The sequence below is a fragment of the Flavobacterium plurextorum genome (assembly GCF_002217395.1).
GTDB lineage: Bacteria > Bacteroidota > Bacteroidia > Flavobacteriales > Flavobacteriaceae > Flavobacterium > Flavobacterium plurextorum.
Genome location: NZ_MUHD01000029.1, coordinates 22,362 through 37,866 on the forward strand (window position 1 = coordinate 22,362; position 15,505 = coordinate 37,866).

Consider the following 15,505-nt stretch of genomic DNA (forward strand, 5'->3'; position numbering starts at 1 on the left):
TTGTGACATTTATCAGCATTTAAATCAAAACAAATGATTACTTATAATAGTGGAAATATGAGAATAGTATGAAGTAAAAACTAAAAGAGGCAGTTTTTTGATCAATAGATTTGTAAATTCATTCTTAAGTTAATTTGAAATTGCATCGATTGAAATTAAAAATAGTATTTTTGCACTATGGAAACAAATAGACAGAAAAAAATAGGCAGTGTAATCCAGAAAGATCTGGTTGATATTTTGCAAGGTGAAGTGAGAAAAAATGGAATTAGCAACTTAGTAATTTCAGTATCCAAAGTTAGTGTTACTTCAGATTTATCTGTAGCGACAGTATATTTAAGTATTTTTCCACAAGAAAAAGCAAAAGAAACTTTAGAAGGAATAAAATCAAATACGACCTTAATCAAACATGATTTATCACAGCGCGTTCGCTTACAATTGCGCCGTGTGCCAAATCTAGTTTTCTTTATTGATGATTCTTTAGACTATATTGAAAAAATAGACAACGCTTTGGCAAACAGAGAAAATCCAATTGAAAACCGTGATCTACTAGAAAAAAGAAGAAAATCATAAATTGAATTTCCCCCTTTACATAGCCAAACGATATATTTTCAGCCGAAGTAAAAATAACGCTATCAATATTATCAATCGTATTGCCAGCATGGGAATTGTTGTTGGCACAATGGCTTTGTTTGTGGTGTTGTCCGTTTTTAGCGGATTAAAAGTTTTTAGTCTTTCGTTTACAAACGAAATAGATCCCGATTTAAAAATGACAAGTACTTTAGGAAAATCATTTTTTATTTCTAAAGAACAAGAAAATCAGCTCAAAAAAATTGAAGGAGTTGCTTCTTACACCAAAATTATCGAAGAACGTGTTTTGTTCTTATTCAAAGATAAACAGCATGTTACCTATTTAAAAGGTGTAGACAGTGTTTATCCTGTAGTAAACGATATCAAGAAAAAATTATTTAATGGGCAGTGGCTTAGAAGAGACTCTTATCAGGTAGTAATTGGATATAGAATGGCGCAGGATTTCTCGATGGGAATTCTTGATTTTGAAAATCCGCTGCAGATATTTGCACCAAAACCAGGGACAGGAGCAATAGAAAATCCAAACGAAGCCTTTACAAAAACAGATGTACTTCCTGTTGGAATATACTCGATCAGCGAAGATTTAGATTCGAAATATGTCTTTGCTGATTTAAGTCTTACTCAGGAATTATTGATGTATAAACCCAATCAGATTTCAGGAATTGAGTTTAAACTAAAACCAAATGCAGATGAAAGTGCCATCACAAATCAACTAAAAAAGATTTTCGATAATAAAGTCACTTTAAAAAACAGAGCACAGCTTAACGAGTCTTTGTATAGAATGCTCAATACGGAGAATATTGTAGTTTATTTAATTTTTACTCTCGTAATTGTTGTAGCACTTTTTAATTTGGTAGGCGCTTTAATTATGATGATTTTAGAGAAAAAGGGAAATCTAAAAACCCTTTTTAATCTTGGAACAGAAATTAACAGTCTTCGAAAAATATTTTTGCTTCAGGGAACGCTTCTAAGTATTTTTGGCGGAATATTAGGGCTGGTTTTAGGTATTATTCTAGTGGTGCTGCAACAAAAATATGAGCTTATTATGCTTACAGCAACCTTGGCATATCCAGTAGTATTTACCGTAGAAAATGTACTTATTGTTTTGGGTACAATTGTTTCTCTTGGTTTTGTAGCCTCATTAATTGCCAGCAGCCGAGTAAGCAAAAAGTTGTTGGATTAATATATTTCTCTAAAAAATATTACTTACATTTATTGCTTTAAAAATCTACAGCATATGATTGTTTCTGCCTAATCCTAATTTTATTTTTTTAGAATAATTAGGATACTTACGTTTTACTTTCTTAGTTCAGATTATTACATCTGGGCAAATTTTATCATTTATCCTAAATATCATGACAGAAACAGTTATAAAGAAAAGTTTATTTTCTAAAATTTTCACCACCCTAAAACAAGCCTTACAAGGCGATGAATCTTTCGATTATACATCAGGAAGCATTAAGAAAGCCGTAATTCTATTAGCCATACCAATGGTTTTAGAAATGATGATGGAATCGGTTTTTGCTTTAGTCGATTTGTATTTCGTTGGACATTTAGAACACAGCAGTTTTGCAATTCAAACAGTTGGATTAACAGAGTCTGTTTTAACAATTATATATTCTATAGACATCGGATTAAGTATGGCAGCAACAGCAGTTGTGGCAAGACGAATTGGAGAAAAAGATCCAGTCGCCGCTGCAAAAGCTGGAATGCAGGCTATAGTTATTGCATTTGTACTGAGTGTTTTTATGAGCATTTTTGGAATTATCTATGCTAAAGATATTCTTTTATTCATGGGAGCTTCTGCAGATGCAGCCGAACATGGTTTTAGATATACTCAGATTATGATTGGCTCAAGCTTATGTATTACACTTTTATTCTTGATAAACGGAATTTTTCGAGGTGCTGGAAATGCAGCAATCGCAATGAAAAGCCTTTGGATAGCCAATATTTGTAATATTATTTTATGTCCAATTTTAATTAATGGTTTCGGATCAATTCCTGCTTTCGGATTAGTTGGTGCGGCTATCGCCACAACTTTAGGAAGAAGTATTGGGGTTTTGTATCAAATTTATCATTTGTTCTACGGAAATGGAGTCTTAAAAATTAAAATCTCCTATTTGATTCCAGATTTCAAGCAGATAAAAGCTTTAGTTAAAATTGCTGCTCCAGGAGTTTTACAATTTGTAATAGCATCTTGCAGTTGGATTTTCTTGGCACAATTAGTCGCTACAACAGGAGGTGATCATGGTTCTGCAGGTTATCAAACTGCATTGCGAATAATGATGTTTTTTATTCTGCCTGCTTGGGGATTGAGTAATGCAGCGGCAACTTTGGTAGGACAAAATTTAGGAGCCAAACAAATTGAACGTGCCGAAAAATCAGTTTTTACGACTGCAAAATACAATTTGGTTTTTATGGCTTCTATTACCATTATAACATTAGTTTTTGGACAGTATATAATTTCATTTTTCACCAATGACGAAATAGTAAAAACGGTTGCAGTCGAAGCTTTGCAGATTATGTGCATTGGTTTTGTCTTTTATGGAATTGGAATGGTTTTAATAAATACCTTTAATGGAGCAGGAGATACTTGGACGCCGACAGGAATTAATTTCTTTGGATTCTGGCTGTTTCAAATACCATTAGCGTACATACTTGCTAAACATTTTAATATGGGACCAACAGGAGTTTTCATCGCAATTCCAGTTGCTGAGACCGCAATAACATTAGCTGGAATCTTTTTCTATAAAAGAGGAAAGTGGAAAAGTGTTCAGGTTTAAAATTTATTTGTATAATTTTTCTTAAAAAAAGACGTTTGGAATTTTGTAGCCAAAAACTTTATTATGAAAAATCGAATTAAATTTTCAACGCTTTTAGGAATTTTAGGATTAGCAGTGATTTTTTCGTTTAAAACACTAGAAGAGAAAAAAACAATTGTAATTGATGCCGGTCATGGAGGAAAAGATCTTGGTGTCGACATGTATGGATTTCAAGAGAAAGTGATTACAGAGACAATCGCAAAAAAAATTAAAGCATTAAATAAGGATAATAACGTCGAAATTGTTTTGCTTCGAGATAGTGATCGTGAGATGGAATTGAGCGAAAGAGTTTCTATTATCAATAATCTAAAACCAGATTTGGTTGTTTCTCTGCATATTACTGCAAATATGAATATGAGTGCAAATGGGGCGGAGGCCTATGTTCCCTCAAATGAGACGTTTCATGAAAAATCAAAAGAAAGCGCAGTTATTGTAATTGATAAAATAACAGAAACTGGAAATCTTAAAAAAAGAAAAGTTGCAGAAGCACCTTTCTATATTCTAAAAAATGCTAGTTGTCCTGTAATGACATTAATGATTGGATTTTTATCGAATGAAAAAGATCGCGATTATATTACCAGTGAAAAAGGACAGACAGAGATTGCACTTAACATTTTAGAAGCTGTAAAGTAAAGAATGACTATACATTCAAAAAAAGACCTTCAATATTGAAGGTCTTTTTTGTATCACGATCTTTGTTAATGTTAGTTTTCGCATTTTTGTCATTTCGTCGAAAGGACAATGATTGCGGTTATTTGGTTTAAAACTAAAGTTCTTTACAGACTTTGTCTTAAAATTTGAAAAGATTAAACATCTTTAAACAAATTCATATCCTGCGTAAACCTGCTCAATTTCTTTCATAATTGCGAATAAATCTTCAGGAGCATCTGTTGTAACCAGTTTTTGTTTGAATTCTTTAAAAGAATGAATTCCTTTAAAATAGTTGGTATAATGACGGCGCATTTCTACAATTCCTAAACGCTCGCCTTTCCAATCCATAGACCATTGCAAATGATTTCTTGCGGCTTCAACACGATCAATAACCGTTGGAGCAGGTAAATGCTCGCCCGTTTTAAAATAGTGTTTAATTTCATTAAAAATCCACGGATAACCAATTGCAGCACGGCCAATCATGATGCCGTCAATTCCGTATTCGTTTTTATATTTTAAAGCTTTCTCAGGATTATCGATATCACCGTTTCCAAAAATAGGCATCGTAATTCTTGGGTTGTTCTTTACACGTGCAATATGCGACCAGTCAGAGTGGCCTTTGTACATTTGAGCACGAGTTCTGGCGTGAATCGTTAAAGCTTGAACACCTATATCTTGAAGCCTTTCAGCAACTTCATCAATGTTAATAGAGTTTTCATCCCAGCCCAAACGAGTTTTTACCGTTACAGGCAGATCAGTACTTCTAATAACCGCTTTTGTCAAACGAACCATTAAATCAACATCTTTCAAAACGCCGGCTCCAGCACCTTTACAAACTACTTTTTTTACAGGACAGCCAAAATTAATATCGACTAAATCAGGTTTTACCGTAGAAACAATTTTAGACGAAAGTGCCATTGCCTCTTCATCACCACCAAAAATCTGAATTCCAACAGGACGTTCGTAATCAAAAATATCCAACTTCATTCTACTTTTGATCGCATCACGAATCAATCCTTCTGATGAAATAAATTCCGAATACATCATGTCAGCGCCGTGCGTTTTGCATAATCTGCGAAACGGCGGATCACTCACATCTTCCATCGGAGCAAGCAGTAAAGGAAATTCGGGTAATTCTATGTTGCCAATCTTGACCATCTTCATAATTTTTTGCAAAATTACAACATTTAGTTCAATTTGTACCAAATTGAGGTTCAAAGGTTCAGAGAGGCAAAGACTCAAAGGTTTTTAAATAAATTTTAAAGCGTTTGAAATCAGTTTTTTATCATTTCGACGTAAGGAGAAATCCAACTAGTATTTCCAGTTAGAGAATCGCTAATCTTTGCAGAGTTTCGCGTGTGATTTCTCCTTACGTCGAAATGACAAACAAAACGTGTTTAGGTTAAGAAACCTTTGTCTCTTTGAACCTTTGCCGCTTTGTAACTCTAAAAGTTATCTATAATCAAAAAACCGAATTGGTTTTCGACTCATTGGGTTAAAAACCAAAGGGTTTAAAGTTTCTTTTGAAGCGAATTCTATTTTTGGAGTTACTCTTAATTTGGCTCTAAAGTGATCTTTTATTTCTTGCAAAAATTCTGGAGTTTGATTTTTTACAGCAATCTTTATCACGATTTCATCCGTACCTAAATCGTTTGTCGAAATTTCGATAATATGATTTTCGATATTATCAAAACCACTTAAAACGTCGTTCATTGCCGGCGGATAAAGCGTTGTGCCTTTGTATTTGATCATCTGTTTTTTTCGTCCTAAAACTGGACCAACACGCAAAGTGTTTCTTCCACAAGCGCAAGGTTCATTATGAAGCTGTACAACATCGCCCGTTTTAAAACGCAGTAAAGGCATCGCTTCTATACCTAAAGTTGTAAAAGTGAGTTCGCCTGTTTCACCATCTTTAACAGGCAGATTATTTTCGTCTAACACTTCAATAATAATTAATTCCGGATGATGATGACCGCCTTTTCCATGTTCACATTCTGTAAAAGCCGTACTCATTTCAGTAGAAGCATAAGTCGAAAACAACTTAATATCCCATTTATCAGTGATTTTTTGAGACAAAGTATTCATAGAAAAATCCTGATCTCTCAGCGATTCTCCAATGCAAATGGCGCCTTTTACACTTGAATTATTATAATCGATTCCGTGAATTTCGGCATATTCAATTAACTTCAATAAAAATGAAGGAACAGTAATTAAATAACTCGGATTGTATTTTAAAATCGAATCCCACTGCATTTCAGGAATTCCGGCACCAACACGAATAACGCCTACTTTTAATTTTCTTAATCCCAGAAAATAAGCCAAACCTGCCATAAATTTTCTGTCGATTGTAGTCATTAACTGTAAAACATCGCCTTCAGCAATTCCTGCGCAGGCAAACGAAATTGCTTCATTATAAGCCAATCGATCTAAATCAGAATCAGTTAAACCAAAAGTTACAGGATCGCCTAAAGTACCAGAAGTAGAGGCGTAGTCGATAATTTTATTTTGCGGTACGCATACAAAATCATCATTATACTGTTGTAAATCTTCTTTTGTAGTAACAGGCAAAAATTGTAAATCTTCGAGCGTTTTAATTTTCGAAATATCAATATTCTGTCCCGCAAAAAGTCTTTTGTAAAAAGGGGAATTTTGACTGATATATTCTAAAAGTTCTGTAAGTTTTTTTTCTTGAAAAATTTTAATTTCTTCTAAAGAATCTTTTTCTATTGCTGGAATCATTGTAGTTTTCTTTTGATCTTTTTTAAATATTTTTCAATTTTTTCTTTTTCGGGTGCAGTGGTGATTTCTTTCGTCAAAGCTTTTTCAAAATTAAGCTTTGCTTGTTGAAAATCTTTTATTTGGTAAAAGTACAATCCTGGCTTATAATATACAACCCAATAATCAGGGTTTAAGGATTGGTAATTTTGAATAAATGCAGCCGAAATACTTTCTTTTTTTTCAAGCAGGGAATCTATTTTATGATCTTCAATTCTAAATTTTTTGTAATTCTCGTAAGCTGTAGTTTCTAGAAAAGGATCTTTGGCAATATTTAAATTTTCTAGTTGAAACGAAACCAAAGTATCCATTTTTCGATTATTAAAAACAGCATCTAAATTGTAGCAGACAAATTCGCCTAATTGATACGGATTTGCAGATACCCAGACTAATTTTTCTTTAGGTTTAAAAATAATTCCGTGATGTGCCATAAGCTGATTCAATGCTTTTTCGGAACCATAACCAAGCGGAATATTTTTTAAACCGTTTTTATTTCGAAGAATTTCAGAAGCAATTTCAGGATTTACTTTTGGATTTTCAGATAAAAGTTCCTGCATTCTTTCAAATCGATATTCAGAATGGCTGTTGGCGATTTGAGCTTGATTCCTTTTGTCAGTTGCAAAAGCGTCGCCTTGAAAATGATTCGAGCAAATTAATTCATTATTATTTGAAACGTCGTAAACATCCATTTTTTTGGGAGAAACTTCGATTAAAACTGCTTTGTTATCATTTGCACTTCCTACCATTATAGATTCAGAAACAAATACTTTTCTTTTTTTTGCAATCGCAATAGCTTCGTCTATAGTTGCTGCGTGTTGTAAAATTTCTCGAGTAAGAATTGAAATTGGCGTTTTGGCAATTAACGGAATTTTTGATTTTGATGCATTAATTGTAATCGTTAAACCTTCTTGGTTCATTCCAGAAACCGCACCAATCATTCCCGGCCAGGTAATCATCATAAATTTATGACCTTCTTTCGGATTTATGAATGCTATAATTTTATTTTCGGCGAAAGCGTCATTTACATAAAAATCAAAATTTCTCCCAAGAATTAAACTTCCGTCTTCCGATTTTTCATTCCATGCAGCAAAAGAAGAACAGCCAACTAAAGCTAAATCTTGAAGAGCGTGGCCAATATCGTGTGCAGCGTGTAAATATAAGCCGCGTTGATATTTGGATGCGATATTGTCAAACTCATGCGAAGTATATTCTGAAACGCCAAAAATTTCTGTTTGATATTCCTCAGGAACATTCAAATATAATTTTCGATTGTACCATTTTAAAAAATGGCGAAGCATTTTTTGTTCAAAATTTGACGGAATTAAATCGGTTATTTTAGAGAAAAAAATCTGTTGTTGTTTTTTTAAAAGCGAATCTGTCAAGGCGCCGGTATTTAAACCAATTTCAAGCGGATCGCCTTCAGCATACAATTCCCAAAGACCTTGTTTGTTTTTTAAAAGTGAATTTTTTCCTGAGGTAAAAACAGAATCAGAGATTTTTTTAACAACTGGTTTTTCCGAATTATATCCCGAAATTTCAGGTTGATGGTGCATTGATTTTGATGTTCCGCAAGAAACAAGCGTTAGCAGAAAACCGATAAATAAAAAAAACGAGATTCGGTTTTTCATGACTTTTTATTCAGATTCTTTGTTGATTTTGGTAACCAAATATTCTTTACCAATAATTTCAGAGCAGGTAGAAACGGCACCAATTGTTACACCCAATACTCCGTGCATATTTATACTTTGACCCGTAAGATACAAATTATCCAATTTGGTTTTTGCAGGGATTAATGTTTTCATCGGATTATTAGAATCTTTAACATATCCGTACATATTTCCGTTGTAACCACCAATATAATCACGATATGAAAGCGGCGTAGAAGAATGAATCGATTTTATACAATCTTTAATTCCAGGAAATTTCAGTTCAATTTCATCTAAAAATTTAGCTGTTTTTCTCGCTTTAAATTCCTCATAACTTTCCCCTCGATCACTTTTTTCAGCAGTTGTGTTAAAAGTATCGATCCAAGGAATCATATCTTCATATTTCATGTAGGTAATAAACGTCATTCCGTCAGCCCAGATTTCCTCTTTTTTTGAAGCATTCATCGAAGCCATAAAACCTTTTGGCCACGAATCATCATCATAATCATGCGCAGTCCAGACCTCGCTGCTTTTTTTGAAATGATAAAAATTATGATTGATATATTTAAAAGTTTGAGGTTTAAAAACCAAATACAAACTAAAAGCCGAAATTACACCTTCAAGACTTTGAACTCTATTAACAAACGCTTTTCTAAAGTTTTCTTCGCCAGCCATTTTCAAAGTTGTTTTAGGTTCAATATTTGAAATAAACATGGAGCCAAAAACTTTTGTTCCGTCTTTTAATTCGACAAATTCAACTTTGTTGTTTTCAACATTAAATCGAGTAACTTCTTTGTATTTATAAAATTCGCCGCCGTATTTTTTAAGCTGTTTTAAAAGTTGCTTTGTAATTTGGCTTCCGCCGTTAATACATCGCCACGAACTTTGAATGTATGAATTTACCGAAAGTGCATGAACGTAAAAAGGTGATTTATCCGGAATTCCGGCATACAAAAAATTAGAGCCGGCAAGAACTGCTTTTAACTTTTCATTCTGCGTGCATTCGTCAATTGTTTCTTTTGCGTTGAGCGCAAGAATTTCATTTTCATATTTTCCTTCCCAGTTTAAATTGTAAAGCGGAAAAGAATCGCAGATCGCTTTTAGTTTTTCGCAGTATTTATTAATATTGTCTTTTTCTTCAGGAAAAAACACTGTAAGCTGCTTCGCAAAATTTTCATATCCCTGCGCATGCGGATATTCATTTGGATCATCTTCAAAAGAAATCATATCGTAACAGTTATCATCTAATTTTTTCAAATTTAGATGCTCCATAATACCGATATAATTAAAATATTTATAGAGATTTTCACCTTTATCTAAACCTCCGATATAATGAATTCCTGTATCAAAAATAGTTTTATCACGAACAAAAGTCTGCAGATTTCCACCGTATTGATTGTTTTTTTCGAGCACACAAACGCTGTAGCCTTCTTTAGCCAAAATTATAGACGAAACCAATCCGCCTAAACCGCTGCCAACAATTACTACATCGTAATGCTCCTTCATTCTATTTTTTCTTTAATACGGTTATAGTATTTTCTTCGGCAATAATTTCAAAACCAGCAGCAATCAATTTAGTTTTTAAAGTTGAGCAGTTAATTAAGATTATTGCAGTGCTTAAAATGATTTTTTCAAAAGCAGCAGTATAACTTTCTTCAGAAATTAAAAGAATTTCATGTTGATTTTCAAATGCTGATTCTAATTGATCAGAATAAAATATCTTTCTCTTTTTAAGGAAATAATTCGTTTTTGCAGCAGCCAATTTTTCTTCATCATTTATAAATGAAAATACCTTTCGCTGTGGTTCCTGCAAAGTCAATAAAACATCGAGCTGCCCATAATCATTTGCAAGATGTAATACTTTAGCTTTAGAATCAATGTATTTATTTAAGTTGTAATAGGTTTCTAAATTCTGATTTAGATCTTTTTTTACACTTTTGCCAATCTCAAGTTCTTTATAATCATAGCTGTTAATGAGCATTGATTTGAAATAAGCAGGACCTTCAAGCTGCTGGCGAATTTTACGATATTCTGCTTTAAAGAAAGAACTGATTTGTTTTGTACGCTCGGCATAATTATTTCCAAAAGAATTATTCTCGGGAGTAATTCTCTCTAAAATTGAAAGGGTAAGCGTACTGCGATGAATTACAAAATCGCCTTTTGGAATCGCTTCTGAGGCTCCATGAATTACAACTGGAATAATATCTAAATTAAATTCTTGAGCAAGAAAGAAAGCGCCTTTATGAAATCTTTTTACGACATTGTTTTCAGAACGTGTTCCTTCTGGAAATACCATTAAGGAATAACCTTCTTCAACTTTTTTTCTCAGATGTTCTACACCGCCTTCAAGACCTTCAGAAACGGGATAAAAACCTGCTTTTCTAACTGTTCCGCCAAATATAGGAGAGTTGTAAACCCAGTCGCTTACTAGAAAAATAATTTTTGGACTCAGCATTCCCATTGCCAGAATATCAATAAACGAAGAATGATTTGCAATTATAACGGCTGGTTTATCAAAAGTTTCATTAAAATTATTGATGACTTTTTTATGGATAAACGGGTTTGAATACAATACAGATTTCATGAATTTTGAAATCACATATCTAAAAGCTTTCATTTTTGTTTTTTTGCTCAGCGGTAAAATCGGCATTATCGTAAAGCTGAAAATCGACATTAAAATGCCGCCCATACCATAATAGAAAAACGAAATTACACCATGAATAAAAGTGCGTAATTGAAAAGGAGGATTTCCGTTTTTTGGTCTATTTGACAAAAATAATTTGAACAGAATAGGATAAAAAATAAATGTAATAATCAAAGCTGCAAAAACTCCAATTAAAGAAACAGAAGAAATAGATCGCAATGCTGGATGTTTTGCAAAAATCATCGCGCCAATTCCTAAAATAGTTGTAATTACCGCCAGAATAATTGAAGTTCTGTAAATGGCAATTTCATTTTTTCCTGATGAATATTCTTTTTGTAAAGCGCTTGTCATGAAAATACTAAAATCAACACCATGACCAAAAATCAAGGTGCAGACAATCATGCTGAAAATATTCATTTGAATGCCGAATATTCCCATAATTCCAGCCGTAACAATTCCCGTTAAAGCAATTGGAATACAGCTGATAATCACTAATTCGATTCTTCGGAAGAAGAAAAATAAAATCAAAATTACGGCAACAAAAGAATAATTTACAAGCGAATTAAAATCAGTTTTTAAAGTACTGAAAAAGGTTTCATTCATTTGCTGACGATCAATCGCAATGATGTTGTCTTTGGCAGAAGTTGATTTTACAAAAATATCACGTTGTTTTGGGGTGACTTTTACTAAAGTTGAAATTGTATAAAAACCATTTTTTTCGGTTACAAATTCTTTCAGCTGCAGCGCTTGAACTTTTAAATAATCTGAAATAGAGATTGGTTTAAAATCAAAATCTAAATGATCAAAAAAGATCGAATAGGTTGTTGGTTTAAAGCCAAGTTTTGAACCTTCGGAAATCAATTGTGATTTTAAATTTTCTTTTTTCTCAGCGTTCCAAAATGAATTCCATTTTTCAATTTTCTCCTTTTGCGCTTCTTGCGAAAGTACAATGCCGCCAATTGAACTAAAATTTAATATTTTGTCTTGTTCTTTTGCTGCAGATAAATCTCCAAAAAGCTTGTTGTTGTTCTGCAGTACTTCTTCCATGCTTTTTCCGTACGAGGCAACATAAATGGTTTTTGAAGTTAAACTTGTACTTTCTTCCAATTGTTTTTCAGCCGCTTTTATGTCTTTCGGAACAAAATTTAACTGCGATAAATCGTTATTGAAGCCAACATTATTATAAGTAAAAAAACAAACAATTGTAATTATAATACAGAGGCCAATCAGGATTTTATTATTATGAAAGGAGAAATGCGCGAGTTTATCAATCGCATTTTTTTTATGTTCGAAATTGTCTTGTTTTGGATTATACAAATGCGGAATAATCAAAAGAGAGAAAACTCCAGTTGCCATAACGATTACAGCGGCAAAAATTCCAAGATCATTTAGGGCATCAGATTTTACAAAAAGCAGACATAAAAATGCAACGGCAGTTGTTGAACTACTCATAATCACTGGCATTGTAATGTCTTTGTACAATGTTTTAATATCGCTGTTATGCTTGTAATGCGTAAGAATATGAAGCGAATAATCGATCGTAATTCCCAATAAGATTGATCCAATTCCGAGTGAAATAGCTGAAATTTGTTCTTTGACAAAATATAAAAAGGCAACTGCGAATAAAGCTCCAAAAACGGTTGGAAGAAAAATAATAAGAGGAATTAATATTTTTCTATAAAACAATATCAGAATCAACATTAAGGTAAACATCGCAATTGATGTTGTTAAAATAATGTCGCTTTTAATTTGTTTTGCATTGGCAGCCGCAATTAAAGCAGAACCAAAATAACTCACGGAAGTTTTTCCTTTAAACTGCTGATTTAAGTTTTCCTGAATTGATTTAAGTTTTTCTGCAAAAATGGAGTTTTTTTCCGTTTCGCTTGATGAAATATCTGAGGTTATAAAAAGCAGTAATTTCTTTTTATCCTTTGTCATTACAAAACCATTATCGAGTGTAAAATCATCTCCAATATTTAATTGCTGTAATTTTTTTAAAGCAATAAAAGAAATTCCAAGTGGATCCTGCAGAATAAAATCTTTGGTAATAAATCCAGATGGAGAAATAATCGATTTGTAATTTCCTTGTACAGTTGCCGCAATGCTGTCTTTTTGCAGTTTGTTTTGAATGGCATTATAATCGTTGTCATCTAGAAAAAGAGGCAGATTATTGTAAACAAAATCAATAGTTTCTTGAATGTTTTCTTCGTCTATTTTTCCTTGAATTCCAGTAATGTATGGTTTGCAGGATTTAGAAACACTGTCTGAAAAAACAGCAGCCATTTCTTTTAAATCATCTTGAGAACCATTTTTTTCGAGTTTAAAAATAACGGTTGTTTTATCAGCAAAATTTAATTGTTTTAAAACTTTTGCAGTTGCATCGGCTTTGTCGTTTGCCGGAATAAGTTTGCTGATGTCTTCTTCAAACTTAATTTGTGAAGCAAAGAAACCAAATACTAAAAGCAGCAAAACGGCCAAAAGAACCGATAAAGATTTTCGTCGGTTTACAAATAAATGAATGGCGTAAAAGTATTGATGCATTATTTTTATTTTTAGCCACAGATTAAAAGGATTAAATGGATTCTAATCTGTGTTGGTTTACCACGAATTTCACGAACTAGCACAAATTAATTCGTGAAATTCGCGAAAAAAAATCTGTTTAATCCTTTTAATCTGTGGCAAAACATTTTAATTATTGTATTTTTTTCTTAGAACTAAAAGTGCTTAAAAGCAGATAACTTATAGAACCAGTAATAAGCGCCGAAACGGATGCTAAAATAAGACTTCCTACGATATATTGTGTAGCATTTTTTTGAATATCATTAAACGTAACAGAACTATCTAAAACCAAAGTATCATCTCCCGCTACAAAAAAACTTCCCATTTTTAAGGAACCATATATGACAAGTGGAATAAAAGGCGGAAAACTTACATTTGAAGCTAGATAGGCAATGACTTTGTTGAGCCTGAATAATGCCGCAAAGGTAAAAAGCAGTACGGTTTGAAAACCCCAAAATGGCGAGATACCAATAAAAACTCCTAAAGCAATTGAAGCCGATTTTATGAAATTAGAATCGTTGCTTTCTAAAATATCTTCAAGAAAGAATTTTTTAAAACCTTTTTTTTTTGCTCTCCTAAAAAAATCTCTCGGTTTAATATACAACAGAGCGTTGATTACCAAAACCGTATTTAAAATACTGATTCGAGTAAAATCTCTAAATGGACGAAAATGTGAAACGCGTTCTGCAGGATCATACAAAACTTGTATCGGAATATTTTTAACTACAATTCCTTTCCAAGCGGAACGAACAATTACCTCAATTTCAAATTCAAATTTATTGGTGTAAAACTGTTTCGGAATTAATTTTAAAGGATATAATCTAAATCCCGATTGTGTGTCTTCAAGCACAATTCCAGTTTCAAACTTAAACCAGAAATTCGAAAATTTATTTCCAAAACTGCTTTTCTTAGGAACATTTTCCTGAGTCATATTTCGGCTTCCAATTAAAAGTGAATTGGGCTCTTTTTGAATTGCTTCAATAAAAACAGGAATATCAGAAGCAAAATGCTGTCCGTCAGAATCAATCGTAATTGCGTACTCAAAATTTTGTTCGATTGCTTTTCTAAAACCATTACGCAGCGCTCTTCCTTTTCCTATATTTTTAGGATGATGAATTTGAGTTAGGTGATGATATTGTTTTAGAATTTCGTTTGTTTGGTCAGTCGAACCATCATTAACAATAATGACATTTGAAGTGAAATCTAAAATAGAATCCAGCACTTTTTTCAATGTTTTTTGATTATTGTAAGTAGGTACAATAACACAAAAAGAAGTTGAACTGAGCAGGTCTTGCTGAGATAATATAGGTTTCATTGGGAGTTTTTCTTGAGCTTATTTTACAAACTGCTTCTCCTTGTCAGAGAAACTTTTAGATTGTAAAACAAAGTCTTTTAGATATAGTTTCAAAGCAGTATTTTGCTCTGCATAGTGAGCGGTAATAAAAGCTTTATCTTCTTTAATATTTTTTTTGTAGCCGGTAATTCCAGGAACATCTTCCTGAATACTTAAGCGAATCATTCTAATTTCGATATTGTTTGGATCACTTTTTATGGTCGCTTCCAGCAATTTGGCACCTTCTTTAAAACGATCCATTTTGTTTCTTAATTTTTTCTCGAATTTTGAATCTAATAAAATAGATGCCGCTTTATAAGCCACCAAAATTTTATCATCGTCATTAGTAACACTAGAAAGTTTCTGTGTAAATTCTTTTGCATTAGTTTCTGATTTTGCAACGTCAGAATACATTTTTCGGATTGAAGCCAGATCAGGTGTTCCAACAAAATTTATCCAAAGAAGTAATGATATAAGTAATTTCATA

Annotated in this window: 11 protein-coding genes; 4 read left to right on the plus strand and 7 right to left on the minus strand. The window is 32.6% G+C overall.

Annotation, left to right across the window (positions count from 1 at the left end):
• The first annotated feature begins 177 nt into the window (after window positions 1-177).
• The 4 genes from rbfA (at window position 178) to B0A81_RS15505 (ending at window position 4,043) form a co-directional block, all read left to right on the plus strand.
• On the plus strand, window positions 178-570 hold the full coding sequence (gene rbfA, locus B0A81_RS15490; RefSeq protein WP_089053565.1) for a 30S ribosome-binding factor RbfA: 393 nt from the start codon (window positions 178-180) through the stop codon (window positions 568-570).
• Window position 571: 1 nt separating this feature from the next.
• On the plus strand, window positions 572-1,771 hold the full coding sequence (locus B0A81_RS15495; RefSeq protein ID WP_089058862.1) for an ABC transporter permease: 1,200 nt from the start codon (window positions 572-574) through the stop codon (window positions 1,769-1,771).
• Between the two features lie 172 nt (window positions 1,772-1,943).
• A complete protein-coding gene (locus B0A81_RS15500; RefSeq protein ID WP_089058863.1) occupies window positions 1,944-3,371 on the plus strand; it encodes an MATE family efflux transporter in 1,428 nt (475 codons plus the stop codon).
• Window positions 3,372-3,434: 63 nt separating this feature from the next.
• Window positions 3,435-4,043 carry an N-acetylmuramoyl-L-alanine amidase family protein gene (locus B0A81_RS15505; protein ID WP_089058864.1) on the plus strand — a complete coding sequence of 203 codons (609 nt, stop codon included), beginning with the start codon at window positions 3,435-3,437 and terminating at the stop codon, window positions 4,041-4,043.
• 183 nt (window positions 4,044-4,226) lie between these two features.
• Here B0A81_RS15505 and dusB read toward each other — a convergent pair whose 3' ends face one another.
• From dusB to B0A81_RS15540, 7 genes are all read right to left on the minus strand, one after another.
• Window positions 4,227-5,219 (minus strand): tRNA dihydrouridine synthase DusB, encoded by a 993-nt coding sequence (gene dusB, locus B0A81_RS15510; RefSeq protein ID WP_089058965.1) that lies wholly within the window; start codon window positions 5,217-5,219, stop codon window positions 4,227-4,229.
• 294 nt (window positions 5,220-5,513) lie between these two features.
• Complete coding sequence (locus B0A81_RS15515; RefSeq protein WP_089058865.1) at window positions 5,514-6,800, minus strand: phenylacetate--CoA ligase family protein; 1,287 nt, start codon at window positions 6,798-6,800, stop codon at window positions 5,514-5,516.
• Window positions 6,797-8,464, minus strand: coding sequence for a C45 family autoproteolytic acyltransferase/hydolase (locus B0A81_RS15520; protein WP_089058866.1), 1,668 nt, complete (start codon window positions 8,462-8,464; stop codon window positions 6,797-6,799). Before B0A81_RS15520 ends, B0A81_RS15515 begins: the two co-directional genes overlap by 4 nt.
• Before the next feature lie 6 nt (window positions 8,465-8,470).
• Window positions 8,471-9,988, minus strand: coding sequence for a phytoene desaturase family protein (locus B0A81_RS15525; RefSeq protein WP_089058867.1), 1,518 nt, complete (start codon window positions 9,986-9,988; stop codon window positions 8,471-8,473).
• A 1-nt stretch (window position 9,989) separates the two neighbouring features.
• Window positions 9,990-13,667 (minus strand): 1-acyl-sn-glycerol-3-phosphate acyltransferase, encoded by a 3,678-nt coding sequence (locus tag B0A81_RS15530; protein WP_089058868.1) that lies wholly within the window; start codon window positions 13,665-13,667, stop codon window positions 9,990-9,992.
• 151 nt (window positions 13,668-13,818) lie between these two features.
• Window positions 13,819-15,000 carry a DUF2062 domain-containing protein gene (locus tag B0A81_RS15535; RefSeq protein WP_089058869.1) on the minus strand — a complete coding sequence of 394 codons (1,182 nt, stop codon included), beginning with the start codon at window positions 14,998-15,000 and terminating at the stop codon, window positions 13,819-13,821.
• An 18-nt stretch (window positions 15,001-15,018) separates the two neighbouring features.
• Window positions 15,019-15,504 (minus strand): hypothetical protein, encoded by a 486-nt coding sequence (locus tag B0A81_RS15540; RefSeq protein WP_089058870.1) that lies wholly within the window; start codon window positions 15,502-15,504, stop codon window positions 15,019-15,021.
• Window position 15,505: the final 1 nt, after the last annotated feature.